Origin of the sequence: Streptomyces sp. NPDC051218 (assembly GCF_044455475.1) — a bacterium.
In the GTDB taxonomy this organism is placed as follows: Bacteria; Actinomycetota; Actinomycetes; order Streptomycetales; family Streptomycetaceae; genus Streptomyces.
Genome location: NZ_JBITEU010000013.1, coordinates 112,395 through 137,366 on the forward strand (window position 1 = coordinate 112,395; position 24,972 = coordinate 137,366).

Here is a 24,972-nt window from a genome sequence, read left to right on the forward strand (position 1 = left end):
TTCCCGGGAGGAGCCCCACGGTGGCCCTCCGCGGTCGCGCCATGCGTCCCGAGGAGAAACGGCATGCCCATCGCCACGGTCAATCCCGCCACCGGCGAGACGCTCGAAACCTTCGAGCCGCTTGAGGACGCGGAGGTCAAGCGCCGTGTGGCGGCGGCCCACACCGCGTTCGGCACGTACCGCACCAGCAGCTTCGCCGAGCGCTCCCAGTTCTTGAACCGGGCGGCCGACCTGCTGGAAGAGGACAACGCGTTCATCGCCCGGACCATGACCACCGAGATGGGCAAGCCCATCAAGGCCGCCAAGGCCGAAGCGGCCAAGTGCGTCAAGGCCATGCGCTGGTACGCCGAGCGGGCCGAGGAGCTGCTCGCGGACGAGCACCCCGCGCAGGCGGACGTGGAGGACTCCGGCGCGAGCCGGGCCATCGTCCGCTACCGCCCGCTGGGTGTCGTGCTCGCCGTGATGCCGTGGAACTTCCCGCTCTGGCAGGTCGTACGGTTCGCCGCCCCCGCCCTGATGGCGGGCAACGTCGGTCTGCTCAAGCACGCCTCGAACGTGCCGCAGACCGCTCTCTATCTCGACGACCTCTTCCGCCGCGCCGGGTTCCCCGAGGGCTGCTTCCAGACGCTCCTGATCGGCTCGGGCGCCGTCGAGGGCATCCTGCGCGACGAGCGGGTGGTCGCGGCGACCCTCACCGGCAGCGAGCCGGCGGGCCGCTCGGTGGCGTCCACCGCCGGTGACGAGATCAAGAAGACCGTCCTGGAGCTGGGCGGCAGCGACCCCTACCTCGTGCTGCCGAGCGCCGATGTCGAGCGCGCCGCGGCGACCGCGGTGACCGCCCGGGTGCAGAACAACGGTCAGTCCTGCATCGCCGCCAAGCGCTTCATCGTGCACGCCGACGTCTATGACGCCTTCCGCGACCGATTCGTCGCGGGCATGCGGGAGTTGACCGTCGGCGACCCCGCGAGCGAGGAGACCGACGTGGGTCCGCTCTCCACCGAGCAGGGCCGCAGCGATCTGGAGGAGCTCGTCGACGACGCGCTCGCCCACGGCGCCACCGCACTGTGCGGCGGACAGCGCCCCAAGGAGCAGGAGCGGGGCTGGTACTACTCCCCCACCGTCCTCGCCGACGTGACCGAGCAGATGCGCATCCACCGGGAGGAGGCGTTCGGCCCGGTGGCCACGCTGTACCGCGTGGCGAGTCTCGACGAGGCCGTGACGCTGGCCAACGACTCGCCGTTCGGGCTCAGCTCGAATGTCTGGACGCGCGACGACGCCGACATGGAACGCTGCGTACGAGACCTCCAGGCGGGCGGCGTCTTCTTCAACGGCATGACCGCCTCCCACCCCGGCCTGCCCTTCGGCGGCATCAAGCGCTCGGGCTACGGACGCGAGCTCGCGGGCCACGGCATCCGCGAGTTCTGCAACGCCACGACGGTCTGGTACGGCCCGGCCGATCAGTGACCGGCGGTGATGCCGGTCAGGATGAGGTCGATCCCGGCGAGGAACTCCGCCCGGTCGTCGTGCACGCGTAGCTGATCCGCGACGCTGCGGAGGAACGCGTACTCGTCGGGGTCGAGTTCGGACCACGCGGCCGCGGCGGCGTCGAGGAAGTCGGTGCGGCTCGTGCCGGGCCTGCGTGCCTGGTGGGCGCGGGCGTCGGCGGCGTTCTGGCCGCCCACGCCGAGGATGTAGTTCAGGAACGCGGACGCGGCCGTGAACTGGGCCTGGCGGGGCACTCCGAGCGCCTGGACCTGACGTCCGATGTGTTCGAAGACTCGCAGCATCGGCGACTGCCCCGGGGCGCGGGAGAGTTGCGTGCCGACCCACGGATGCGCCTCGATCGCGTCGAAGACGCCGAGCGCGAGGGCGCGGATCGCTTCCCGCGGCGTCGTGTCGGTGGTGCCGCCGGCCACGGTCTCGGCGATCACGGCGTCGGTGGCGGCGTTGAGCAGCTCCTCCTTGCCCGCGATGTGCCAGTAGATGGCGCCGGGGCCCGTGGCGAGGCGCTCGGCAAGCACGCGGAAGGTGAGCCCGCCCTCGCCCGCCGAGTCCAGCAGTGCGATCGCCGCCTCGACGATGCGCTCCCGGGAGAGCGGTTCCTCTCGGCGCTCCGCGCCACGCGTCCTCGTTGCCATGCACACATCCTGGCATACCTCTGGAACCTCGTTCCAGCTTGACAACTCTGGAACGAGGTTCCAGTGTGTTTGTGGAACGTCATTCCAGAGATACGTCACCAGAGGTGGCCCGTCGGGCCCACACCCCGGGAGGCGCATGACTTGAGGAGCCACCATGAACACGCACACCACCGACATAGCGATCATCGGCGCCGGGCTCGGCGGACTGACCCTCGCCCGCGTCCTGCACGTTCACGGGATACGGACCACGGTCTACGAGGCGGAGGCCTCCCCCACGGCCCGATCGCAGGGCGGGATGCTCGACATCCACGACGACACCGGCCAGCCGGCACTGCAAGCCGCGGGCCTCATGGACGAGTTCCGGGGCCTCATCCTGGAGGGCCGCGAGGCGACACGGGTCCTGGCCACGGACGGCACCGTCCTGTACGACGACGACAGCGCACGCGGACGCCCGGAGGTACAGCGCGGGGCGCTGCGCCAGATGCTGCTCGACTCCCTCCCGGCCGGCACCGTCCGGTGGGGCCACAAGGTCAGCGGCGTCCGCTCCCTGGGCGACAGCCGCCACGAAGTGACCTTCGCCGACGGCAGCACCGCCGTCACCGGTCTGCTCATCGGCGCCGACGGCGCCTGGTCGCGGGTGCGGCCGCTGCTCTCCGACGCCACGCCCGAGTACATGGGCAGATCGTTCGTCGAGACCCATCTCGACGACGCCGACGCCCGGCACCCGGCCGCCGCCAAGGCGGTGGGCGGCGGATCGCTGTTCGCGCTCGCGCCGGGGAAGGGGATCCAGGCACACCGGGAAAGTGGCGGGACGCTGCACACCTACGTGGCGCTCACCGAGCCGAAGGAGTGGTTCGACGCCATCGATTTCACCGATGCCGATGCGGCCGCCGCGCGGATCGCGCGGGAATTCGACGGCTGGGCGCCCGAGCTCACCGCGCTGATCACCGACGGTGAGACCGCCCCGGTCCTGCGCACGCTCAACGCCCTGCCTGCCGAGCACCGCTGGGAGCGCGTGCCGGGGGTGACCCTGCTCGGTGACGCCGCGCACCTCGCTGCCCCGAACGGCGAGGGCGCCAACCTGGCCATGTACGACGGCGCCGAACTCGGCAAGGCCATCGCCACGCACCCGGAAGACGTCGAGGCCGCCCTCTCCTCGTACGAGCAGGCCATGTTCCCGCGCAGCACCGCCGCCGCCACCGAGGGCGCCGAGCTCCACGAGCTCCTCTTCGGCGACGACGCGCCGCACGGCCTGGTCATCATGTTCGACGGAGGCGAGTAGGCCCTGTCGGCGTCCGCGCAGCCGCTCAGTGACCCGGGAGCGGCGGCTCGCCGTGTTCGGCGCCCGTCAGGCGCAGCTGGACCTGTACTTCCTGGTCGCCGGACGCGGTGCCGGTGGCCGAGACGACGAAGGCCGATTCGAGCGTGGCCCGCAGCCGGTCCACCGCCACTGGGCTGCCTTGCAGGTCGGCGGTGACCGAGTCCGCGAGCAGCACACCGCGGACCGGCCCCGTGCTGTCGGCGGCGAGGAATCCGCCGGTCCAGACGGCGGGGCGCGGCTGCTCCGTCCGGTGGGGCGCCTCTTCGCCCCGGTCGGACGGGAAGTGGGCGCGCAGGACCCCGAAGACGGCGTCCGCGTCGGCCGCGGAGCACTCGCCGAGTACCACTTGCACCAGGTCCGGGGAGTCGGACCGTGCGGTGGATGCGGCCGGGTCGGGTGTGTCGTTCACGCTGTGCTCCAGTGGGTCGCGGGTAACTGACGTGTGATCACGGGTACCCGATGTGCGAACAGGTATCTGATGTTCCTGAGCTGCTCAGAGTTCGCGCAGCGCGGGAAGGAGTTTCTGCTCCGCCCAGTCGATGAAGGGGCGTTGCTGGTCGCCGCCCACCTGGACGAGGGCGACTTCCGTGAAGCCCGCGTCGACGAAGGGGCGTACGGCGTCCACGAAGGAGTCGACGTCGTCGCCGCAGGGGATCTGCTCGGCGATGTCCTCGCGGGTGACGTACTGAGTGGCGCCCGCGAAGCCGGAAGGCCCCGGCAGTTCCGAGTTGACGGGCCAGCCGCCGACCGACCAGCGGAACTGGTCGCGGGCGCGGGCGATCGCCGCGTCCTTGTCGGTGTCGTAGCAGACGGGCAGCTGGCCGACGCGCGGCTTGCCGCTGCCGCCGTGCCGGTCGAAGGATTCCAGCAGCTCGGCCTTGGGCTCGGTCGCGATGACCAGGTCGGCAAGGCGCCCGGCCAACGAGCAGGACCGGCCGCCGGAAACCGCCACTCCAATGGGCGGCAGCTCGTCGGGCACATCCCACAGGCGGGCGTTCGACACGTCGAAGTGGGTGCCCTGGTGGTTGACGTTCTCGCCGGTGAACAGCGCCCGGATGATCTCCACCGCCTCTTCGAGCATGTCGAGGCGGACCTGTGGCGAGGGCCAGCCCGCGCCGACCACGTGCTCGTTGAGGTTCTCGCCCGAGCCGAGCCCGAGCCGGAAGCGGCCCTCGGAGAGCAGCTGCATCGTCGCGGCCTTCTGCGCCACCACGGCGGGGTGATAGCGGACCGTCGGGCAGGTCACGTACGTCATGAGCGGAATCCGCGAGGTCGCCTGCGCCGCCGCGCCGAGCACGCTCCACGCGTAGGGCGCGTGCCCCTGCGAGTCGAGCCAGGGGAAGTAGTGATCAGAAGTGACGGAGAAGTCGAACCCGGCCCGCTCCGCCGCGACCAGGTCGTCGACGAGGGCACGGGGGCCCGCCTGCTCGGTCATCATCGTGTAGCCGATTTGCACCATATTTGTACGCTTTGCCGAACTGCTCCCGCTGAAACCTCACCCCGCGCGGGTACTCGGGTGCCCTGCGGCGCTACTTCCAGTCGTACGCGTACGCGGCGACCCAGGTGATCTCCAGCTGGGCGCTGCTGCCGGGCGCCGCTCCCGGGCCTTCCAGCGCGCTCTCGTTCTGCAGGATCCAGGACAGCGGCTGGTCGGGCACGCCTCGGGTGTCGTGTCCGGTCTCCCGGCCGTCCACGAAGAAGCGCACGTGCCCCGGGGTCCATTCGGTCGACACCGTGTGCCACTCGGTCCACTCGTCGGCGCCGCGGAACGTGCCCTGTTCGCCACCGCCGCACGGGTGGTGGAACGCGGTGAGGGACCCGGCCCAGTTGCCCTCGGGGTGGTCCATCTCGCAGCCCCCGCCGTAGTGCAGCCAGGCCGACTTGTATCCGGGGGCCGGCTTGGTCACCTTGATGCGGGCGCTGTACTTGCCGTACTTCATCTGCATGACGGCACGCGGTACGACCGCGGCGGCGTGGACAGGACCTCCGTCGGCGGGCCGCCACATCCGGATGCGCATGCGGCCGTCGCCGTTCTGCGCAGGGCCCACGCTCACGGTGTCCTCCGGGTGGTAGACACCGACGACGTCCCGGTCCCGGTCGTTGGAGGTGTCACGCCAACCGGTCGGGTAGGCCCACCAGTTGGCGCGGTAGGAGCCGTCGAGGCCGCCGCAGTACGCGGCGGAGGTGTCGGCATGGTGATCGCAGTCGCTGAACGCGCCGAGCGGCACCCGGTCACCGTTGAAGTCCTCGGCGACGACCTGCCAGAACGGCCCGCAGTCGCCGCGCGGCAGCTCGGTGCCGACGCTGCCGCAGGCGTCGGCCGACTGCGGCGCTCCCCCGGCGCTCGGGATGGACAGCAGGGCTGCGAGCAGGGTGGTGCCGAGCGCGGCGAGCACGATCGGCCTGCGTCGGCTCGTCGCCGCGTGTGATCCCATCGCGCTGCCTTCCTTTCGGCCGCACGCGCCCCGGAGAACGCGGCGATCGCCTCACGTAAGGGCGGCATCCTCGCCGAGGCCGCGCGGGCGGACAACTACCGGGACCGCATGCGTTTCCCTCGCCGCCGCGGGCACTCGACAGAACACCCGAACCCCAGGAGGGCTCATGCAGACATCTGTTGACGTGGTCGCGATCGCGTACAAGGGCGTGGGGAGCATGCCGACATGGCTGATGATCCCGGTCCTGATACTCGTCGTGCTCGGGATCGTGCTCGGCTGGCGGCAGAAGCGGAACCGGTAGCGTCGAAGAGCACATCGAGAAACGTGAACTGGTGTATGCGGCCGCGCGGTTGGGACATAGGTTGTGCGTCGAACAGTTCACGCCCCGGGGAAAGACGGACGCTGCCCATGACCGACCACGCCACGACGCCCGGACCCGCGGCGCATCAGAAGATCGACACGACGGTGCCGCACTCGGCCCGGATCTGGAACTACTGGCTGGGCGGGAAGGACAACTACCCCGTCGACGAGGCGGCGGGCGACGCCTACAGCGCCGTCTTCCCCGGCATCGTCACCGTCGCCCGCAGCAGCCGCGCCTTCCTGCGCCGCAACATCACCCACCTGGTCTCCGAGGCGGGCATCGGGCAGTTCCTGGACATCGGGACCGGGCTGCCGACCGTGGACAACACCCACGAGGTGGCCCAGCGGCTCGATCCGAGGTCCAGGATCGTCTACGTCGACCACGACCCGATGGTCCTCGCGCACGCCCGCCCCTGCTCACCTCCACGCCCGAGGGAGCAACCGCGTACGTGGCCGCCGATCTGTCCGACCCCGACCGCATCCTCGCCGCCGCGGCCGAGACGCTCGACCTCTCCCGCCCCACCGCCCTGATCCTCAGCAACATCCTGGGGCACATCGGCGACCACGACCAGGCGCGGGCCATCGTCACCCGTCTGATGGAAGGCCTGCCCTCCGGCAGCTACCTCTCGATCAACGACGGCTCCCGAGGCACCGACGCCGACTACGAGCAGGCCCAGGACGCCTACAACGAAACCGGCGCCGTCCCCTACTTCCTGCGGCCCGTCGACCGCATCGCGGCGTTCTTCGAAGGCCTGGAACTCCTGGAGCCGGGCGTCGTCTCGGTCCCGTTCTGGCGCCCGGCCCCCGACTCCCCCACCCCGGAGCCCATCGGCGAACACGGCGGCCTGGCCCGCAAGCCGTGATGCCGGAACGTGTGTCCTGACTCAGGCTGGTTACGCGGTGACACCGCAGACCACGCTTCGACGAGGGAGCAGAGCGCCATGGGGACCGATGTGTTCCGCTCGGAAGTGCCCCTGACGGTGAACGGCACGCCGTGCCGCCCCACCGTCGACCACCGTTCGACACTGCTCGACGTCCTGCGCGAACAGATGGGTCTCACCGGCGCCAAGAAGGGCTGTGACCACGGCCAGTGCGGTGCCTGCACCGTCCTCGTCGACGGACGCCGGGCCAACAGCTGTCTGCTGCTGGCCGTCGCCCATGAAGGGTGCGACATCACCACCGTCGAAGGGCTTCACGCCGAGGATGGTGAAGGGCTGCACCCCGTACAGCGTGCCTTCCTGGAGCGCGACGCCTTCCAGTGCGGCTACTGCACCCCGGGCCAGATCTGTTCGACGGTCGGCGCACTGGAGGAGGCCGCGGCGGGCCGCGCCTCCCACGTGACGGATCCGGAAGCGGACACGGGCGCCCCCGTCGAGCTGACCAGGGACGAGATCCGAGAGCGGCTCAGCGGCAATCTCTGCCGCTGCGGCGCCTATCCGCACATCGTCGAGGCAGTAGAGGACGTGGCCCGGTGAAGCCCTTCCGGTACGTGCGTGCCTACAGCGTCGAGGAGGCGACCGCCGCCCACGCGGGCCGTCAGGGCTCCCGCTATCTGGGCGGCGGCACCAATCTCGTCGACCTGATGAAACTGGGCGTCGAACGCCCCGGGACGCTGATCGACGTCAGCAGGCTGCCGCTGGACGCCGTGGAGGAACTGCCCGACGGGTCCCTCCGCGCCGGCGGAACGGTGCGCAACAGCGACCTCGCCGCCCACCCGCTGGTGCGTGAGCGCTACCCCGTCCTCGCCCAGGCGCTCCTCGCGGGGGCGTCGGGCCAGCTGCGCAACATGGCCACGACCGGCGGCAACCTCCTCCAGCGCACCCGCTGCCCCTACTTCCAGGACCTGGGCAAGCCGTGCAACAAGCGTGAGCCCGGCACCGGCTGCGGAGCACGCGACGGCGTCCACCGCGACCACGCGGTTCTCGGCCACTCACCGCAGTGCATCGCCACCCACCCCTCGGACATGGCGGTCGCGCTCGCCGCGCTCGACGCCCAGGTGGAGCTCCAGGGCGTGCGGGGCCGACGCACCCTGCCCGTCGCCGAGTTCCACCGCCTGCCCGGCGGCCGTCCGGAACAGGACACCGAGATCGCACCCGGCGAGCTGATCACCGGTGTGCGGATCCCACCCGGGACCGCCGGGCTGCCCTCCGCCTACCGCAAGGCCCGCGACCGCGCCTCGTACGCCTTCGCGCTCGCCTCGGTTGCCGTGGTCCTCGACGTCGAGGACTCCGTCGTACGCCAGGCGCGGATCGCGTTCGGCGGCCTGGCCCACCGGCCCTGGCGCGCCCGGCACGCCGAGGAGGCGCTGGCCGGCGGCCCGGCGAGCGACGAGGCGTTCCTGAGCGCCGTGGACGCCGAACTCTCCGCGGCCGAACCGCTGCGGGACAACGCGTTCAAGGTGCGCCTCGCCCGCAATCTCGCGTGCGACGTGCTGCGCCGCCTCACCTCTTCGTGACCCGACTGCCTCCGCTTCCAGGGAGAACTCCCATGCCGGACACCGCCAGCGCCCTCGGGGCCCCCGCCGAGCGCAGGGAGGGCCCCCAGAAGGTGGCCGGGACCGCCCGCTACGCCGCCGAGCACACCCCTGAGGGGTGCGCCTACGCCTGGCCGGTGCCCGCCACGGTGGCGCGCGGCTCGGTCACCGCGGTCGACGACACGGCGGCCCGGGAGCTGCCCGGTGTCGTCGAGGTCCTCACCCACCTGAACGCGCCGCGCCTGGAGAAGCCGGACGACGCGACGCTCGCCGTGTTGCAGGACGCGCGCGTCCCGCACCGGGGCTGGTACGTCGCGCTCGTCGTCGCCGACAGCCTGGAGGCAGCACGCGAGGGCGCGGCAGCCGTCCAGGTCACCTACGCCGAAGAACCGCACGACGTCACCCTGAAAGCCGATCACCCCGAGGCCTACGTGCCGGAGGACGAGGACGGCACCTCCGGCGAGCATGTCCGCGGCGACGCGGAGGGCGCGTTCGCGGACGCGCCCTCCCGCGTCGACGTCACCTACCGGGTGCCGCCGCTGCACAACCACCCCATGGAACCGCACGCGGCCACCGCCCAGTGGCGGGACGGGCGGCTGACCGTGCACGACAGCAGCCAGGGCGCCACCACCGTCCGCGACGTCCTCGCGGGTCTCTTCGCGCTGCCCAAGGAAGACATCACGGTCGTCTCCGAGCACGTCGGCGGCGGATTCGGCTCCAAGGGCACACCCCGCCCGCACGTGGTGCTGGCCTCCATGGCCGCCCGCGAGACCGGAAGGCCCGTCAAACTCGTCCTGCCACGGCGCCAGTTGCCCGCCGTGGTGGGCCACCGCTCGCCGACCCTGCACCGGGTACGGCTGGGCGCCGAGAGGGACGGCAGGCTGACCTCCGTGATCCATGAGGTGACCGCGCACACCTCTCGCGTCAAGGAGTTCGTCGAGACGGCCGCCGCCGCCACGCGTGTCATGTACCCCTCGCCGCACGCCCGCACCACTCATCGCGTGGTGCCGCTCGACGTGCCGAGCCCCTCCTGGATGCGCGCGCCCGGCGAGGCGCCCGGCATGTACGTCCTGGAGTCGGCGATGGACGAGCTTGCCGTGACCCTGGGCATCGACCCCGTGGAGCTGCGGCTGCGCAACGACACCCGGACGGAGCCCGACTCCGCCAAGCCCTTCAGCAGCCGTCACCTCGCGGAGTGCCTGCGCGAGGGCGCCCGGCGCTTCGGCTGGTCCGAGCGCGACCCTCGGCCCCGCTCGCGCGCCGAGGGGCCGGTCCTGGTGGGCAGCGGGGTCGCCGCGGCCACGTACCCGGTGGTCGTCGCGCCGTCACAGGCGAGCGCCCACGCCTACCCGGACGGCAGCTTCGTGGTCCGCGTCAACGCCACCGACATCGGAACGGGCGCCCGCACGGTGCTCGCCCAGGTCGCAGCCGAAGCGCTCGGCGTCCCGCTGGAGTCCGTACGGACCGAGATCGGCAGCAGCGACCTGCCGGACGCGCCGCTCGCGGGCGGTTCCTCCGGGACCGCCTCCTGGGGCTGGGCCGTCCACGAGGCCTGTACGCGGCTCGCCGCACGCCTGGCAGGACAGGAGGGCCAGCAGCTGCCCCCGGAGGGCGTCGGCGCCACCGCCGACACCGCGGGCGAGGCCGACGCGGACAGCGACTACGCCCGCCATGCCTTCGGCGCCCACTTCGCCGAGGTCGGCGTCGACACGGTGTCGGGCGAGGTCCGGGTACGCCGGCTGCTCGGGGTCTACGCGGCCGGGCACATCCTCAACTCCCGTACCGCGCGTTCGCAGTTCATCGGGGCGATGACGATGGGCCTGGGCATGGCGCTGACCGAGGGCAGCACCATGGACCCCGCCTTCGGCGACTTCACGGAGGCCGACCTGGCCGCCTACCACGTACCGGCCAACGCGGACGTACCGGCGATCGAGGCGCACTGGATCGACGAGGACGACGCACATCTCAACCCCATGGGCAGCAAGGGGATCGGGGAGATCGGCATCGTGGGAACGGCCGCGGCCATCGGCAACGCGGTGCACCACGCGACGGGGCTACGGCTGCGCGAGCTGCCCCTCACGCCCGACCGGGTCCTCGCGGGCGGTCTCTGAAGGCATCGGCCACGGCTGAAGCCGTGGCCCCGGACCGTCGCGCCGTCGTGCCGTCGCGCCGTCGTGCCGTCGTGCCGTGTTCAGGCCGCCGCCCGCTTCTCCCGCGTCCAGGCCAGCAGCTTCTCCGCGGTCCAGGTCGTCACCACGCGCTCGGCGGGCACCCCGCACTCCTCGGCACGCTCGCACCCGATCACCTGCCAGTCCAGCTGACCGGGCGCGTGCGCGTCGGTGTCCACGGAGAACAGCACTCCGGCGTCCACGGCCGTCCGCAGCAGCCGACGCGGCGGGTCCAGGCGCTCCGGCCTGCTGTTGATCTCGACGGCCGTGCCGGCGGCCGCGCACGCGGCGAACACCTCGTCCGCGTCGAACTGCGACTCCGGCCTGCCGCGCCCGGTGACGAGCCGTCCGGTGCAGTGGCCGAGCACGTCGGCCCGTGGATTGCTGACGGCCGCGACCATGCGGCGCGTCATCGCCGCGGCGTCCATGCGCAGCTTGGAGTGGACGGAGACGACCACCACGTCGAGCTGGTCGAGCAGTTCCGGCTCCTGGTCGAGCGAGCCGTCGTCGAGGATGTCGCACTCGATGCCCGTGAGCAGCCGGAAGGGCGCCCAGCGCTCATTGAGGCCGGCCACCACGGTCAACTGCTCGCGCAGCCTCTCCGGCGAGAGACCGCGCGCGATGGTCAGCCGCGGCGAATGGTCGGTGAGCACGGCCCACTCGTGGCCGAGCGCTTGTGCCGCGCGGCCCATCTCCTCGATCGGGCTGCCGCCGTCGGACCAGTCCGAGTGCAGGTGGCAGTCGCCGCGCAGCAGCGCCCGGAGCCGGGCGCCGCCCCCGGCGAGCGGGGCGTCCGCCTCGCCTTCGAGCCGCTCCAGATACCCCGGCACGTCGCCGGACAGCGCCTCGCGGATCACACCGGCGGTCTTGGGGCCGATCCCCTTGAGCGACTCCAGGGAGCCGTCGGCGACGCGCCGCGCGGTCTCACCGTCGGCGAGACCGCCGACCACCGCGGCCGCGGTGCGAAAGGCCCGCACCCGGTAGGTCGGGGCGCGGCCGCGCTCCAGCAGGAAGGCGATCCGTTCCAGCGCCTCGACGGGATCCATCAGCACCTCCGGCCGTCGGGGACCGTGACGGCGTACGTGTGCTTCCAGCGTCGCCCACAAAGGGCGGCGGGGCATGTGAGGGCGGGAGCTTTCCCCGCCCCGGGGTGATGCCTACGCCGCGGGCTCGGCGGAGGGGGCGTCGGGCACGACCGCGAGCGGCCCCCGGAAGTCGAGGACGGCCTCGGCTCTCTGCTGGGTCTCCTCGGCGGCCTTGCGGGCTGTCGCGAGGACGTCGCCGTGTTCCTGGACGAGGGTTTCGTAGATCGGCGCCTCAGCGGCGTCATTGGCTGGCATGACCAGCAGCTCCTTGTTCGGGTGACTGTATTGGTTCGGTTGGGCCGCAGACGGCCGGTCCGCGACCTTACGCTGCGCGGACGGGCCTCCGCGGACCGGGGTCGATCACTGAGACGGCCGGTCCGGGGGGCCGGGGTGAGCCCGATGAGGCCCGAAACACGGCGCCTGTACGTGAAATGGGGGCCCCTGCGGTCCGAGGCCGGGCGGGATGCCGGGCCTGATGTGAGACTGCTGATGAGGCGGTGATCACAGATGTCGAGCCATCCCAGGGAGCCCGACCCCGGGGCCAGGGCTCCCGGGAAGCAAGGCCCCCGGCAGCCCGGCCCCGGGGAGCAGCTGTTCGAGCAGCTGCTCGCCGCGGCGCACGCGGCGGCTCCCATGGAGCTGCCCGCCCTGGCGCAGCGCTTCGCCGACGCCGTGGGGCTCGACGGGGTGGACGTGTATCTCGTGGACCTCCAGCAGCGGTGGCTGATCTCGCTGGCCGAGGGGATGCCGTCCCTCGATGTGGACGACTCCGTCGCCGGTTCGGCCTATCGGGCGCACGCGCTGCGGGTCGAGGAGCTGCCGCAGGGCAAAATCGTCGCCTGGCTGCCGCTGATCGACGGCGCCGAGCGCCTCGGGGTGATCGGGGCCACGGCGTCGGTCATCGATGTCGCGCTGCTGCGGCGCTGCCGCATGCTGGCCTCCGTGCTCGCCATGACGATCACCTCGAAGCGTGCGTCGAGCGACAGCTTCGCGCGCCGGACCCGGTCCGAGGCCATGCAGCTGCCCGCCGAGATGCTCCGGGCCTTCTTGCCGCCCAGGACGATCGGCAACTCCCGTGTGATCTCCACCGCCGTCCTCGAACCGGCGTACGAGATCGGGGGCGACGCGTTCGATCACTCCTTGACCCCGTCGACCCTGCATGTGGCGATCTTCGACGCGATGGGGCACAACCTCGCGTCGGGGCTCACGACCGCCGTGGCCATGGCCGGCTGCCGTAACGCCCGCCGCGCCGAGGCCGATCTGCCCGAGCTCGTCCAGACCATCCAGCACGCGCTGGCCGGGTGGCTGCCCGAGCAGTTCTGCACCGGGATCCTCGCCCAGCTCGACCTGACCGATGGCGTGCTGCGCTGGTGCAACTGCGGTCATCCGCCGCCCCTGCTGATCCGGGACCACCGCGTGCTCGACCGTGCGCTGGAGCGGCCCGCCCAGCCGCCCATGGGGACGCCAGCCGAGCTGGCCGGTGTGGCGTGGGAGGTCCATGAGGAGGCGCTCGAACCCGGTGACCGGGTGCTGATGTACACGGACGGCGTCACTGAGCTGCGGACCGGGGGTGGCGCCGAGTTCGGCCTTGAGCGGTTCACGGACAGCATCATCCGCGCGACCGCGGCGGGCGAACCGGCGCCCGAGGCCCTGCGTCAGCTCATCCACTCCATCCTCGACCGGCAGGACAACCAACTGCGCGACGACGCGACGCTGTTGCTCCTGGAGTGGCGCCCGCCGGGTACACGGTGACCCCTCCCCCGCATGCCGGAACGTGTGTTCTGGATCAGGGTGGATACACGACAGGACACCAGCATCAGTCGCGCATGAAGGAGGACGAGCACCGTGGGAGACGACGAGGTCATGGGCGACGAGGTCTACCAGCCCGCCGCGGAGGAGGTCCGCGAGGACGAGGGCATCCTCGATCCGGAGGACACGCTCAACGACCGCGGGGCGGATCCGTACGACGAGGGCTGGTCGCCCCCGGAGCGGCCCCTCGGGGTGGGCCACACCGGCACCACCGCTCAGGAGCAGCAGGAGGGCGAGAGCCTGGACGAACGCCTGTCCGAGGAGCGGCCCGACCCCGCGCTCGAGGTTCCCGATCCCGGCGAGGCCGACGACGGCATCGGCGACACGACCGACACGGACGGCGAGCCGATCGACGAGGCGGAGGTGGGCGACGCCCGCGCAGGACGCCTCTTCGCCCCGGACGAGGGGGCGAGCGGGGACCCGGAAACCGACGCCGCGCAGGACATGGTCGGCGAGGACATGGGAATCGACGGCGGGGCAGCGTCCGCCGAGGAGGCCGCGGTGCACGTCATCGACCCGGACGCCGCGAACTGACCTGCGCGTTCCGAGGGGTAGGGCAGCGGTAGATCAGCGCAGGTCGAGCCGCATCAGGATCCGGGGGTGGCCGGCCAGCACGGAGGTGGTGTCGGCGGCGTGGGTGAATCCGGCACGTTCGAAGTTCTTGCGGATCCCCGCGTACGCCATCGTCAGGTCGACCTTGGCGTCGCCGTTGTCGAGCGGGTATGCCTCGACCACCGGCGCTCCGTGGACGCGGGCGAAGTCGACCGCGCCGGCGATGAGAGCGTGTGAGATCCCCTGCTTACGGTGGCCCGGACGCACCCGGAGGCACCACAGGGACCAGACCGGCAGATCGTCGACGTGCGGAATCTTCCGGTTCCGCGCGAAGGACGTCTCCGCGCGCGGCGCCACCGCGGCCCACCCCACCGGCTCGCCCCCGTCATAGGCGAGCACCCCCGGCGGGGGTTCCGCACGGCACAACCCGGCGACATACTCCCCTCGCTCCGGCCCGCGCAGCTCGTTGTTGAGCTTGGACGGGATCCGATAGCTCAGGCACCAGCAGACATTGGCACCGGCCGACTTGGGACCGATCACGGCCCGGACATCCTCAAAGACCGAGGCCGGGCGCACGTCGATGGACATGACACCACAGTGACACGGGTGCCCCCGAGGTCCGCGGATGCGGCGGCTTCAACGCACGCCCGAGTGGCCTCGCAGCCACCTGCCGAGGACGCCGAAGTCCTCGTCCGTCATGCCTCGCGTGGGGTCGACCCGCAGAAGTAGGGCCGACCCTGAGTGGTGGGCCTCCACCCAGAACCGGTCGGCATCGGTGATCTCGTCATCAACCCAGGCGAACGCGCGCCCAGCCGCCCACCGAACAACTGGGCGAGTCTTCCAGTGGAGGCCCCGCCGCTCGTCCTCTTCGGACTCATCGGACTCTTCGGGTGAGTCCGGCCAGAGCAAAAGAGGCAGCTCCGGCAGACCGAGCCACGGCGCGACGCATTCGTTCGCGTCGGCCATCCACGTGGTGGCCCACACCAGCTCGCACGGCAGCGCCAACAGGCGCGGCCCGTGCGCGGGATCGATCCGGGTGATCAGCGGGTTCGCGTCGGCTTCCGACGGTTTACCTCCGGTGCCGTAGGTCGGATATCCGTTCGGAAGCTGTTGTCGTGTCGCTCCGAAGGGAAGGAGGGGGCCATCGACGTCGAGAAAGAGAAGGGGCACTGCGGCACTGATCACAGATGAACGGTAGCGGGCGGCACCGACAGGCCTGCGAACGGAACCATCTCACCGGCTGCACATGATCTTCACGTGGAGGTTCGGTCTGCGGTTGAGCGTTCGATCAACTCGCAGTTCAGGGGCGTTTATTACTCAATCTTTGGCAGGTTTTTGCTCTGTCATCAGAGGTTAATGCGATGGCAAAGTGAGAGACACAGCTGCCGTACAGGCTGAATCCGGGGCGACGTGGTGCCCGCTGTTCCATGCAGCGGCCCGCGCCGCCTCACTGTCACCATCGACCCGACCACACCGCGTCCCGGCTCCGCCGGAGTGACGCAGGAGGCAGGCCATCATGAAGTCCCTGATCGACAACGCCCGTTCCTTCGCCGCGACGCATGTCGCGGCCCCTGAAAACGCCGCTGCCTTCCAGGCCCTCGAGGCCGGGCAGTCGCCCGAAGCCCTGTTCGTCACGTGCTCCGACTCACGCGTCGTACCGACCCTGATCACCGGAGCACGCCCCGGCGAACTCTTCGAACTCCGTACAGCGGGCAACGTCGTACCGCCCTACCCCTCCCGTGACGCGCGGGACTCCCGCGACGGCCTCGGCCAGGGCAGTCACCCCATGAGCGAGGCGGCCACCATCGAGTACGCGGTGTGCGTGCTCGGAGTCCGCGACATCGTCGTCTGCGGACACTCGCACTGCGGCGCGGTGGGCGCCCTGGTGCGGGGCGAAGACCTGTCGGGCGTACCGGCCGTGCGCGACTGGCTGGACCACTCCGTCGCCTCGGACGCCGCCCTGCGCTGCCTCTCCCCCGCCTCCACGGACGTGGCCGAAGCCGTGCAGACCCACGTGCTCGCCCAGGTGGAGAGGCTGCGCGCCTACCCCTGCGTGAGAGAGCGGATCGGCGAAGGCTCACTGACCCTGCACGCCTGGTACTACGAAGTGCACACAGGCACCGTCACCGCCCACCGCCCCTCGCAGGACGGCCGGCCGGCGTTCGGTCCGCTGTGAGAGCCGCCACGCCCCACCGACCGGCTCGCTCTCACGACAGGACCCCCCACCCTCATGTCCTCATTCCTCTCCACTCTCCGCTCCCCCTTCCGCCCGCTGCGTGAACCGGGCGTCCGGCGCCAGGACTTCCTCGCCTCGCTCGTCGTCTTCCTCGTGGCCCTGCCGCTGTGCGTCGGCGTGGCCGTCGCCTCCGGTGTGCCCGCCGAACTGGGCCTGGTCACCGGCATCGTCGGCGGCCTGGTCGTCGGCTTCCTGCCGGGCAGCGCCCTGCAGGTGAGCGGGCCCGCCGCCGGACTGACCGTCCTCGTCTTCGAGGCGGTACAGGAGTTCGGCCTCGGCATGCTCGGCGCCATCGTGCTGCTCACCGGCGTCCTGCAGATCGTCCTCGGCCTGCTGCGCTGCGGCCGTTGGTTCCGCGCCATCTCCGTGTCCGTCGTGCAGGGCATGCTGGCCGGCATCGGACTCGTTCTGATCCTCGGCCAGCTCTACACCATGGCCGGGGCCGAGCAGCCACGCTCCGGGCTCGACAAGATAGCCGGACTGCCCGGACTCCTCGCCGACGTGCTGGCTGACACCGCCTCACTGACCGCCGCGCTCCTGGGCCTTGGCACCATCGCCGTGCTCGTGCTGTGGCCGAAGCTGCCCGCGGCCGTGCGCGTGGTGCCCGCACCACTGGCCGCCGTCGCGCTGGCCACCGCGGTGGCCGCGGGGCTGCGCCTCGACGTGGCCAACGTGACCGTACGCGGACTGGTCGACGCCATTCAGCCGCCGGGGTTCGGCGACCTCGCGGCCCTCGGCAGTGTCGCCGTGCTCGGCACGGTCCTCGCCTTCACCCTCATCGCCTCGGCCGAATCGCTGTTCAGCGCCGCCGCGGTGGACCGCATGCACGACGGCCCGCGCACGCAGTACGACAAGGAGCTGGTCGCCCAGGGCATCGGCAACGCGACGTGTGGCGTCCTCGGCGCGCTGCCGATGACCGCGGTCATCGTCCGCAGCTCGGCCAACGTGGAGGCCGGCGCACGTACTCCGCTCTCCCGGGTCCTGCACGGCGCGTGGCTGCTGCTGTTCGCCGTGCTGTTCCCGGCCGCACTCGGCATCATCCCGCTGGCGGCGCTCGCCGGCGTCCTGGTCCACGCGGGCTGCAAGCTGATCCCCGTCAAGGCGATCGTCCCGCTCGCCCGCGAGCACCGGGGCGAGGCGCTGGTGCTCGCCACCACCGCGATCGCCATCGTGGTGACCAACATGTTCGAGGGCGTGGTGCTCGGCCTGGTGCTCGCGGTGGTCAAGTCCGCCTGGGACACCTCGCACATCCACCTGGACGTACGGGAGTTGACCGGCGGCCGGATGGTCGTCACCCTCACGGGCAACGCGACGTTCCTGCGGCTGCCCCGCATTCTCGAGACGCTGGAGGCCCTGCCCAAGGACCGGCCCATCGAGCTCGACCTGACCGCCGTACGGCATCTGGACCACGCCTGCCGTACGACGCTGGAGAACTGGGCGCTGCGGCACAACGACAGCGGTACGGAAGCGGTGCGCATGAAGACGTTCCCCGACTCCGAGTCCGGGGAACCCGCGGAGATACCGATGCGCCGCTGACCCCCGTCGGCCCCGCATCGCCCGCATCACCCGCCGCGCCGCCCGCCACCCGCCCCGGTGGCGGGCGGCGCGGTGCTCCTCGCGCCTTGCCGCCCGGTGGAATCGCCGAAAACAATCCCCCGCGGCAGGCGTGAGGCTCGATCGGCGGGGCACTCGCTCAACTGGCCCCGCCGCGTCCCCCCGTCGCGGCGGGGCCGTGCGGCTGTCGGGCACGCTGGTCGGCGCAGCCCGCGGCTAACGCCGGCTGCGTACCAGCAAGTACACGAAGTACGGCGTCCCGACGACCGCCGTCATGAGCCCCGCGCCCAGTTGCGCCGGGGCGATCACGGTACGGCCCAGCAGGTCGGCGAGGCAGACGAGGGACGCGCCGAGCAGCATCGCCACCGGGACGACCCGGACGTGGCGTCGGCCCACCAGCGCGCGTGCCGCGTGCGGCGCCACGAGTCCCACGAAGCCGATCGTGCCGGCAGCGGCCACCGCGGTGGCGCTGAGCAGCACGCTCACGATGAGAAAGCCGAGGCGCCCACGAGCCAGGTCGAGCCCCAGGAGCCGAGGCGTGTCCTCGTCGAGCGACACGAGGTCGAGTTCCTTGCGGCGGGAGACCGCCACGACCGTCGCGGCCACGAGCACGGCAGCGACCGGCAGGATGTCGGTGCCGCTCCGTCCGTAGGTGGAGCCCGAGAGCCAGATCAGCGCCTTGGTCGCGCTGAACCGGTCGGTGAGCACGATGACGAGGCTGATCAGGGCCAGGGATCCCGATGACACCCCCATGCCGACGAGGACGAGCCTGCTGTTCTGGAACCCGCCCTTCGCCGCGAGCCCGAAGACGACCAGGGAGCTGACAGCGGCTCCGGCGAACGCCGCTCCCGCGATGCTCCACGATCCGGCGCCCGGTACCGAGGTGACGAGGATGATGGCGCCGAGCGCCGCCCCGCCGGAGACCCCAAGGACGCCGGGTTCCGCGAGCGGGTTGCGGGTCACGGACTGCACGAGCGTGCCGGACAGCGCGAGCGCGGCACCCGCGCAGAGCGCGGCGAGCACCCGTGGCACCCGGGTGTCGAGGACGAAGGTGATGGCTTGACCCGACTGACCCCGGACCCAGTTGGCCACGTCGCCGAGCAGGAACGTGCTGTCACCGACCAGCACCGCGGCGATCGTGACGCCGACCAGCGCGCCCACCAGGAGCACCACGGTGATGACGTAGGCCGTCCGGCTCGGGATGCGCAGCCGCTCCGGCGCGACGGCCCCGGCGCCGTCGCGGGTGCGCATCGCCATGACGACGAGGAACACGGCGCCGACGACGCTCGTGATGACGCCCGTGGGCACGGCGACCGCGGTCTGGGATGACGTCACGGCGCGCAGCAGCACGTCCGATCCCAGTACGAGGGTGGCGCCCACCAGACCCGCGACGGGGATGCGGGCCCGGTGGCGTACGAGGGCGCGGAAACGACCGGCGAGTGGCCGCACGAGGGCGGGGGCGCACAGCCCCACGAAGGCGATCGGCCCGGCGAGCGTCACCGTCGCGGCGGCGAGCATCGACGCGAGGACGACGGACGAGACGCGCGTCCCACGGACCGGGACGCCGAGCCCGTGCGCGGCGTCGTCGCCGAGGGCCAGGGCGTCGATGCGACGGGCGATCAGCAGGAGGCCGGCGAGTGCGGCCCCGATGACGGGCGCCATCTGGACCACGCCGTCGAAGCCGTTCTGGCTGATGCTCCCCTGGCCCCATTGGTAGAGGCCCTCGGTCCGTTCGGGGAAGAGCAGGAGCAACGCCTCGGTGACGGCGTTGAGTCCGAGGGCGAGGGCGCTGCCCGCCAGGACGAGGCGGACCGTTCCGGCGCCTCGTCCCGACACCGAGAGCACGACGGCGGCCGCCGCGAGGCCGCCGACGAACGCCACTCCCGACGAGGCGAGCAGCGGGGCCGTGGCGCCGCTGGCGACCAGGATCGTCACCGCGAGGTAGGCACCGGTGTTGACGGCGAGGGTGTCCGGTGCGGCGAGCACATTGCGGGTGACGGCCTGCAGGGTCGCGCCGGCCGCGCCGAGCGCGACGCCGACGAGTATCCCGGCGACCATGCGCGGCATGCGTGAGGCGATGACGACGGAGGATTCGCCCTGCTCGGCCTGCCCGGTGAGGGCCTTCCACACGTGGCCGGGGCCGACGGACGCGGTGCCTTGCGTGATGTCGACGACGGCGAGAACGGCGACCAGAAGTACGAGACCGGCCGTCACCGCGACCGCGCCCGATGGGGATGCGGCCGCGCGTTCGGGCGTGGCTGAGGGCGTTGCGGTGACGGCCACGGTCTCCTACTTCTTCAGGCTGTCGACGAGGGCGTCGATGTACGCCTCCATCGCCTCGGGGCCGCCGAACATCCAGATGCCGTCGGGCAGACGGTGCACCTCGTCGTCCTTGACGAGCGGCAGGGACTTCCAGACGGAGTTGTCGGCGAGTTCGTCGGTGAACACGTCGGAGCTGTCGTCGCCCTTGTTGCCGATGTAGACGAGCTTCGCGTCGTCGTCGAGCGCGGTGAGGCCCTCGACGTCGGTGGTGGCGAGCCCGTAGTCCTTGTCGCCCTTGAGCTTCCAGGCGTTCTTGAGGCCGAGGTCCTCGTTGACGGCGCCGAGCAGGGAGTTGCTCGTGTAGCCGCGCAGGGACACCTGGTTGGAGGCGGCGTAACCGTCGGCCATGGCGATCTTCGAGCCGTCGAGCCCGGCTTCCTTCAGCGCCTTCTTGCCTTCGGCGACCTTGGCCTCATACGACTGCTTGGCCTTCTTGGCCTGCCCGGTCGTGCCGGTGGCCTTGGCGATGACGTCGAGGGTGTCCATCATCTGCCCGACCTGGTCGGAGCCGTCGGCGGCCTTGACCTGGAGTACGGGGGCGACCCTCTTCATCTGCTTCACCGCGGAGGCCGACATGTCGGTCGTGGTGACGATGAGGTCCGGGGTGAGACCGGCGAGGGTGTCCATGCTCGGCTCACCGCGGGTGCCGATGTCCTTGGGGTCGTTCTTCAGCGGAACGGCCGAGTCCCACGCCTTGTAGCCCTTGACGTCGGCGACACCGACGGGGTCGACGCCGAGCGTGACCATGGACTCGACGACGTTCCACTCGGTTCCGACGACCTTCTTGGCCGGCCCGTCCAGCTTCACCGTCTCGCCGTTGGCGTCGGTGAGGGTGATCGGCTCGGACTTCTTGTCCGAACTGGCCTTGGCGGGCTCGGAGGTGCCACAACCGGACAGGATGAGGGCCGCGGCGGTGGCGGCCGTCGCGGCGATCAGGGAGCGTCTCATGAGGAGGTGTGGAGCCTTTCACTTCTGCTGTGGTGGCGGCCTATCGCGCGGGTGCGCAGCCGGCCGGTGAGGGGGTCTGTGTCGACCTCGATGCGGATGCCGTACGTCTCGGAGAGGCGCTCGGGCCGCAGTACGTCTTCGGGGGCGCCGTCGGCGACGATGCGCCCGGCGTCCAGGAGGGCGATCCGGTCGGCGACGGCGGCTGCCTGGTCGAGGTCGTGCAGGACGACGCCGACGGCGATGCCGCCGTCGTCCGCGAGGTCGCGCATCAGGTCGAGGAGTTCGATCTGGTAGCGCAGGTCGAGGTAGGTGGTCGGCTCGTCGAGGAGGAGCACGCCGGTCTCCTGGGCGAGGCAGCCGGCGAGCCACACCCGCTGCAGCTGTCCGCCGGAGAGTTGGTCGACGGCGCGGTCGGCGAGGCCGTCGACGCCGGTCATGGCGAGCGCACGTTCCACCACGGCGGCGCCCCCGGGATCGGCCTGACCCCAGCGCCCCCGGTAGGGATAGCGGCCGAACTCCACGACGTCACGGACGGTCAGACCGCCGGGCGTGGGGCGTCCTTGGGTCAGGAGCGCGACGCGCCGGGCGAACTGGCGGGACGTGAGGTCGAAGGCGTCGGCGGCGTCGGCCGTGCCGGAGTCGAGGGTCAGGGTGCCGAGCCGGGCACCCTGCAAGCGGGCGACGGTGCGCAGCAGTGTCGACTTGCCGCTCCCGTTCGGGCCGACGAGAGCGGTCACTTCGCCGGGCCTGAGCTGGATGGCGGCGTCGTGGACGACGTCGACGCCGTCGTACGACACGGTCATGTGCTCGGCGGACAGTTCGTGACCGCGCGGACGTGTGGCGCTACCTGCGCGTTCACCTGATCTCACGGCGTGAAGGTTAGCCTAACCTTAGTCTGGCTGGAAGTAGGGGGTCCCAACCCGGCCCAGATCCCCCTTTCACGCACGGATGCCGCCCATCTGCACGCACGGGTGCCGCCCATCGGCCGTGACGATGGGCGGCACCAGAGGCGCTGTTTCGGTCCAGTTCCGTCAGTTGTTCGGTCCTGGTCCGTCAGTAGAGCTTCTTGACGGCCTTGATGGTCGTCGTCTTGAAGTCGGCCACCTGCGCGTGGGCGAAGTTGCCCATCTGCCCCCACTTGACGAGCGTCACCGTCGTGCCGTCCCGGCCGACCGAGAGCATGTTGATGTCCGACGAGCCCGTCGTGGCCTCGGTGTGGACGCCGTAGACGTGGGCGCCCTCCTCGACGTTCAGCTTCCCGTAGAACTTCTGGGTCGCGGTCACGTCGGGATACTGCTGCATCAGCTTCTTCGAGCAGCCCTCCAGGTTCTTGCGCAGCAGCGCCGCGAAGTCCTTGGCACGCTGCTCACTGCGCTCGACCACCGTCACCTGGAGGGCGTTGGTGTCCAGGTCCGTGCGGTAGTCGCGGTGCACGGAGATCGACGGCAGGGCCTCTCCCACGCACATCGGCAGCGGGTCGGGCTGCCCGGCGGTCACCGGGCCCGCGACCCACGCCGACGACGCGTGCGGCGGCAGCTCCGCCGGAGCCAGGAACCGGGGCGAACCGGCGGCGGCCGCCGGGCTCGTACCGGCCACCACACCCGCCACGGCCACCGCGGCACCCAGGGCACACAGTCCTCGGCTCATGCGAACGCTCATCATCGTCAACTCCCCGTTCCCGGAGGGCCGGCTTGCCCGACCCCCACGCCACATACGACCCGCGACATCCCGCGACCGTTGCCCGCTCCCCCGTCACAGCCCTGTCCGCGATGTCACTGAACGGCTACCTCCGCTACCGGTCGCCGTACGCGGACCCGCTGCGACCCGCAGGTGACGGGAAGGGGAAGATTACGTTCCGCCCGCTTCCTCGTGACGGACCCGCGCGACACGTGTCCAAGGGGTCGAGCAGGGAAAACGGCACAGTGCGCCGTCCGCACGCCCCCCGTCCGCACGAACCGTCCGCACGAACCGCGAGGAGCAGCCCATGACCAGTTCCGCGACGCCTGAGGGTGCGGGGCGCGCCGGCGTCCCGGACGGGCCCGGGTCTCTCCCCGCCGCCGGTCCTGCCGGAGCTCCCTCACCGTGGACCCGGCGCGGCTCCGCGTTGCGCCGCACCCCGGTGGCGATGTGGAACGACGACGTGTCGGACTGGGCCGCGGCGCTGACGTACTACGCGATTCTCGCCCTGCTGCCCGCGCTCCTGGTCACGGTCAGCCTGATCAGCCTGGTCAGTCCGCACACCACGCAGTCACTCATCGCCGAGGTCACCGACTGGGCACCCGCGCAGTCGGGCAGCGCCCTGAACGAGGCCCTCACCGAGATGGCCCGCGCGCGGTCCGCCGCCGTGACCGTGGTGATCGCCGGCGGGGTCAGCGCACTGTGGTCCGCGTCGAGCTACGCGGCCGTCTTCCGACGGGCCCTGCACGCGATGCACGGCGTGAAGGACACCCGGCCGATGTGGCGCAAGGCGCACCGCGTGCTGATGACCGCCGCCGCGCTGCTCGCGCTGCTCGCCGCGAGCGCGCTCCTGCTCGTACTGAGCGGCTCCCTCGTCGAGACCGTCGGGCGGCGCATCGGGGTCGGCGACGCGGGACAGACCGCATGGACCGTCATGAAGTGGCCCGCCCTGGTCTGTCTCGTGGTCCTGCTCGTCCTCGTGCTCTTCCGCAACGCGCCGCCGTCGGAGCGCGGCTGGCGCCGCAGTCTGCCGGGCGGCCTCCTTGCAGCGCTGCTGTGGCTCCTGTCCTCGGGCCTGTTCACCTTGTACGCCACGGGGTTCGGCACCTACGGCAAGCTCTACGGCTCACTGGCCGGAGTGGTCGTCTTCCTGGTCTGGCTCTGGGTGTCCAACCTGGCGCTGCTGGCCGGAGCGCAGTTCACGGTGGAGATGGCGCGCGTACCGGCCGACGCGTCCGCCTGACCGTACGCAGCCGTCCAGGACGGGCCCTGGTTGTGCGCCCCCGGGCGGAAATCCCGGGCGGTGCGCTCGCGTTCGCCCTTCCCTGCGCGCCGCGTGCGCTCCCCCCATGGGGGTTCGGGTGCGGCGTGCAGCGGTGATACGCCTGAAGGACGAACTACTCGTGCGCGTGTTCGCCACGCGGTATCGAAGAGGAGTCATCCCATGGCCTCGTTCGACACGGGACGGTTGTGCGCGATCGTCAAAATCCTGGACCAGGCAAGCATCCACCTCCGACTGGCCGCCAGCGACTGCACGCTCGCCGGTGCGGCGCCGACCATGACCCGGCCGGCCGCCGGCCCCACCGGGGCCGATGCGACCGCGTCCGGCATCACCGCCCTCCTGAGCGTCTCGGAACAGGCGTCGGGCAGTGTCCGGCGCGCTCTGGTGCACATCCGCAACGGAGAGGATCAGCGCGCCCAGCACGAACTGGACCGGGCCCGGACGCAGCCGTGCGTGGCAGTCCTCACTCCGGCCGGACTGCCGCGGCCCCTCCCCCGGCGCGTGACCACGGCACTGCGTCTGATGCAGGGGATCTCCGGCTTCTTCCCTTCCGAGACGGAGCAGGTCCTGCTGCGGGCAGCCCTGCCCTAGCCCCGGGCCCTCGATGCCCTG

24 protein-coding genes and 1 pseudogene are annotated in these 24,972 nt (G+C 71.5%); 13 read left to right on the forward strand and 12 right to left on the reverse strand.

Going from position 1 to position 24,972, the window contains the following annotated elements; genetic code table 11:
• The first annotated feature begins 63 nt into the window (after positions 1 to 63).
• Positions 64 to 1,464: an NADP-dependent succinic semialdehyde dehydrogenase gene (locus ACIBCK_RS34055; protein ID WP_399396540.1), complete on the forward strand. Its 1,401-nt coding sequence runs from the start codon at positions 64 to 66 to the stop codon at positions 1,462 to 1,464.
• On the opposite strand, the gene ACIBCK_RS34060 is transcribed toward ACIBCK_RS34055, so the two are convergent.
• Positions 1,458 to 2,138, reverse strand: coding sequence for a TetR/AcrR family transcriptional regulator (locus ACIBCK_RS34060; protein WP_399396542.1), 681 nt, complete (start codon positions 2,136 to 2,138; stop codon positions 1,458 to 1,460). The genes ACIBCK_RS34055 and ACIBCK_RS34060 overlap by 7 nt on opposite strands.
• Before the next feature lie 154 nt (positions 2,139 to 2,292).
• Here ACIBCK_RS34060 and ACIBCK_RS34065 point away from each other — a divergent pair, with 154 nt between their 5' ends.
• On the forward strand, positions 2,293 to 3,420 hold the full coding sequence (locus tag ACIBCK_RS34065; RefSeq protein WP_399396544.1) for an FAD-dependent oxidoreductase: 1,128 nt from the start codon (positions 2,293 to 2,295) through the stop codon (positions 3,418 to 3,420).
• A 25-nt stretch (positions 3,421 to 3,445) separates the two neighbouring features.
• On the opposite strand, the gene ACIBCK_RS34070 is transcribed toward ACIBCK_RS34065, so the two are convergent.
• The 3 genes from ACIBCK_RS34070 to ACIBCK_RS34080 all read right to left on the reverse strand — a co-directional run bounded on the left by ACIBCK_RS34070 (position 3,446) and on the right by ACIBCK_RS34080 (position 5,894).
• Positions 3,446 to 3,868: a hypothetical protein gene (locus tag ACIBCK_RS34070; protein WP_399396546.1), complete on the reverse strand. Its 423-nt coding sequence runs from the start codon at positions 3,866 to 3,868 to the stop codon at positions 3,446 to 3,448.
• Between the two features lie 84 nt (positions 3,869 to 3,952).
• On the reverse strand, positions 3,953 to 4,918 hold the full coding sequence (locus tag ACIBCK_RS34075) for an LLM class F420-dependent oxidoreductase (protein ID WP_399396547.1): 966 nt from the start codon (positions 4,916 to 4,918) through the stop codon (positions 3,953 to 3,955).
• A 70-nt stretch (positions 4,919 to 4,988) separates the two neighbouring features.
• Entirely contained in the window at positions 4,989 to 5,894 is a 906-nt protein-coding gene (locus ACIBCK_RS34080; RefSeq protein WP_399396548.1) for a glycoside hydrolase family 16 protein, read from the reverse strand.
• A 166-nt stretch (positions 5,895 to 6,060) separates the two neighbouring features.
• On the opposite strand from ACIBCK_RS34080, the gene ACIBCK_RS34085 reads away from it, so the two are divergent.
• The 5 genes and pseudogenes from ACIBCK_RS34085 (at position 6,061) to ACIBCK_RS34105 (ending at position 10,838) form a co-directional block, all read left to right on the forward strand.
• Complete coding sequence (locus ACIBCK_RS34085) at positions 6,061 to 6,195, forward strand: hypothetical protein (protein ID WP_399396549.1); 135 nt, start codon at positions 6,061 to 6,063, stop codon at positions 6,193 to 6,195.
• Positions 6,196 to 6,302: 107 nt separating this feature from the next.
• A pseudogene (locus ACIBCK_RS34090) lies at positions 6,303 to 7,117 on the forward strand (SAM-dependent methyltransferase).
• Between the two features lie 78 nt (positions 7,118 to 7,195).
• Complete coding sequence (locus ACIBCK_RS34095; RefSeq protein ID WP_399396551.1) at positions 7,196 to 7,729, forward strand: 2Fe-2S iron-sulfur cluster-binding protein; 534 nt, start codon at positions 7,196 to 7,198, stop codon at positions 7,727 to 7,729.
• Positions 7,726 to 8,709: an FAD binding domain-containing protein gene (locus ACIBCK_RS34100; RefSeq protein ID WP_399396553.1), complete on the forward strand. Its 984-nt coding sequence runs from the start codon at positions 7,726 to 7,728 to the stop codon at positions 8,707 to 8,709. Before ACIBCK_RS34095 ends, ACIBCK_RS34100 begins: the two co-directional genes overlap by 4 nt.
• A 32-nt stretch (positions 8,710 to 8,741) precedes the next feature.
• On the forward strand, positions 8,742 to 10,838 hold the full coding sequence (locus ACIBCK_RS34105; RefSeq protein WP_399396555.1) for a xanthine dehydrogenase family protein molybdopterin-binding subunit: 2,097 nt from the start codon (positions 8,742 to 8,744) through the stop codon (positions 10,836 to 10,838).
• An 80-nt stretch (positions 10,839 to 10,918) separates the two neighbouring features.
• On the opposite strand, the gene ACIBCK_RS34110 is transcribed toward ACIBCK_RS34105, so the two are convergent.
• Together ACIBCK_RS34110 and ACIBCK_RS34115 are read right to left on the reverse strand one after the other, a co-directional pair.
• Positions 10,919 to 11,941, reverse strand: a complete 1,023-nt coding sequence (locus tag ACIBCK_RS34110; RefSeq protein WP_399396556.1) for a PHP domain-containing protein — start codon at positions 11,939 to 11,941, stop codon at positions 10,919 to 10,921.
• 111 nt (positions 11,942 to 12,052) lie between these two features.
• The gene (locus ACIBCK_RS34115) at positions 12,053 to 12,235 is read right to left on the reverse strand and encodes a hypothetical protein (RefSeq protein WP_367047880.1); all 183 of its coding nucleotides are present in this window, start codon (positions 12,233 to 12,235) and stop codon (positions 12,053 to 12,055) included.
• 252 nt (positions 12,236 to 12,487) lie between these two features.
• On the opposite strand from ACIBCK_RS34115, the gene ACIBCK_RS34120 reads away from it, so the two are divergent.
• Together ACIBCK_RS34120 and ACIBCK_RS34125 are read left to right on the forward strand one after the other, a co-directional pair.
• Positions 12,488 to 13,732 (forward strand): PP2C family protein-serine/threonine phosphatase, encoded by a 1,245-nt coding sequence (locus tag ACIBCK_RS34120; RefSeq protein WP_399396559.1) that lies wholly within the window; start codon positions 12,488 to 12,490, stop codon positions 13,730 to 13,732.
• A 111-nt stretch (positions 13,733 to 13,843) separates the two neighbouring features.
• Positions 13,844 to 14,323 carry a DUF5709 domain-containing protein gene (locus ACIBCK_RS34125; protein WP_399396693.1) on the forward strand — a complete coding sequence of 160 codons (480 nt, stop codon included), beginning with the start codon at positions 13,844 to 13,846 and terminating at the stop codon, positions 14,321 to 14,323.
• Between the two features lie 33 nt (positions 14,324 to 14,356).
• On the opposite strand, the gene ACIBCK_RS34130 is transcribed toward ACIBCK_RS34125, so the two are convergent.
• Positions 14,357 to 14,929, reverse strand: coding sequence for a GNAT family N-acetyltransferase (locus ACIBCK_RS34130; protein ID WP_399396561.1), 573 nt, complete (start codon positions 14,927 to 14,929; stop codon positions 14,357 to 14,359).
• 48 nt (positions 14,930 to 14,977) lie between these two features.
• Complete coding sequence (locus tag ACIBCK_RS34135; protein ID WP_399396695.1) at positions 14,978 to 15,523, reverse strand: HAD domain-containing protein; 546 nt, start codon at positions 15,521 to 15,523, stop codon at positions 14,978 to 14,980.
• Positions 15,524 to 15,857: 334 nt separating this feature from the next.
• Between ACIBCK_RS34135 and ACIBCK_RS34140 the strand changes: the two genes are divergently transcribed.
• On the forward strand, positions 15,858 to 16,517 hold the full coding sequence (locus ACIBCK_RS34140; RefSeq protein WP_399396564.1) for a carbonic anhydrase: 660 nt from the start codon (positions 15,858 to 15,860) through the stop codon (positions 16,515 to 16,517).
• A 54-nt stretch (positions 16,518 to 16,571) separates the two neighbouring features.
• The gene (locus ACIBCK_RS34145; RefSeq protein WP_399396566.1) at positions 16,572 to 18,113 is read left to right on the forward strand and encodes a SulP family inorganic anion transporter; all 1,542 of its coding nucleotides are present in this window, start codon (positions 16,572 to 16,574) and stop codon (positions 18,111 to 18,113) included.
• A 234-nt stretch (positions 18,114 to 18,347) separates the two neighbouring features.
• Here the strand turns inward: ACIBCK_RS34145 and ACIBCK_RS34150 are convergent, their stop codons facing one another.
• The 4 genes from ACIBCK_RS34150 to ACIBCK_RS34165 form a co-directional block, all read right to left on the reverse strand.
• Positions 18,348 to 20,414 carry an iron ABC transporter permease gene (locus ACIBCK_RS34150; RefSeq protein WP_399396567.1) on the reverse strand — a complete coding sequence of 689 codons (2,067 nt, stop codon included), beginning with the start codon at positions 20,412 to 20,414 and terminating at the stop codon, positions 18,348 to 18,350.
• A 6-nt stretch (positions 20,415 to 20,420) separates the two neighbouring features.
• Entirely contained in the window at positions 20,421 to 21,401 is a 981-nt protein-coding gene (locus ACIBCK_RS34155) for an ABC transporter substrate-binding protein (RefSeq protein ID WP_399396569.1), read from the reverse strand.
• Positions 21,398 to 22,204, reverse strand: a complete 807-nt coding sequence (locus ACIBCK_RS34160; protein WP_399396696.1) for an ABC transporter ATP-binding protein — start codon at positions 22,202 to 22,204, stop codon at positions 21,398 to 21,400. Before ACIBCK_RS34160 ends, ACIBCK_RS34155 begins: the two co-directional genes overlap by 4 nt.
• Positions 22,205 to 22,454: 250 nt before the next feature.
• Complete coding sequence (locus ACIBCK_RS34165; RefSeq protein WP_399396571.1) at positions 22,455 to 23,048, reverse strand: hypothetical protein; 594 nt, start codon at positions 23,046 to 23,048, stop codon at positions 22,455 to 22,457.
• 337 nt (positions 23,049 to 23,385) lie between these two features.
• Here ACIBCK_RS34165 and ACIBCK_RS34170 point away from each other — a divergent pair, with 337 nt between their 5' ends.
• Positions 23,386 to 24,321 carry a YihY/virulence factor BrkB family protein gene (locus ACIBCK_RS34170; RefSeq protein ID WP_399396573.1) on the forward strand — a complete coding sequence of 312 codons (936 nt, stop codon included), beginning with the start codon at positions 23,386 to 23,388 and terminating at the stop codon, positions 24,319 to 24,321.
• A gap of 201 nt (positions 24,322 to 24,522) precedes the next feature.
• Complete coding sequence (locus ACIBCK_RS34175; protein ID WP_399396575.1) at positions 24,523 to 24,951, forward strand: hypothetical protein; 429 nt, start codon at positions 24,523 to 24,525, stop codon at positions 24,949 to 24,951.
• Positions 24,952 to 24,972 lie beyond the last annotated feature (21 nt).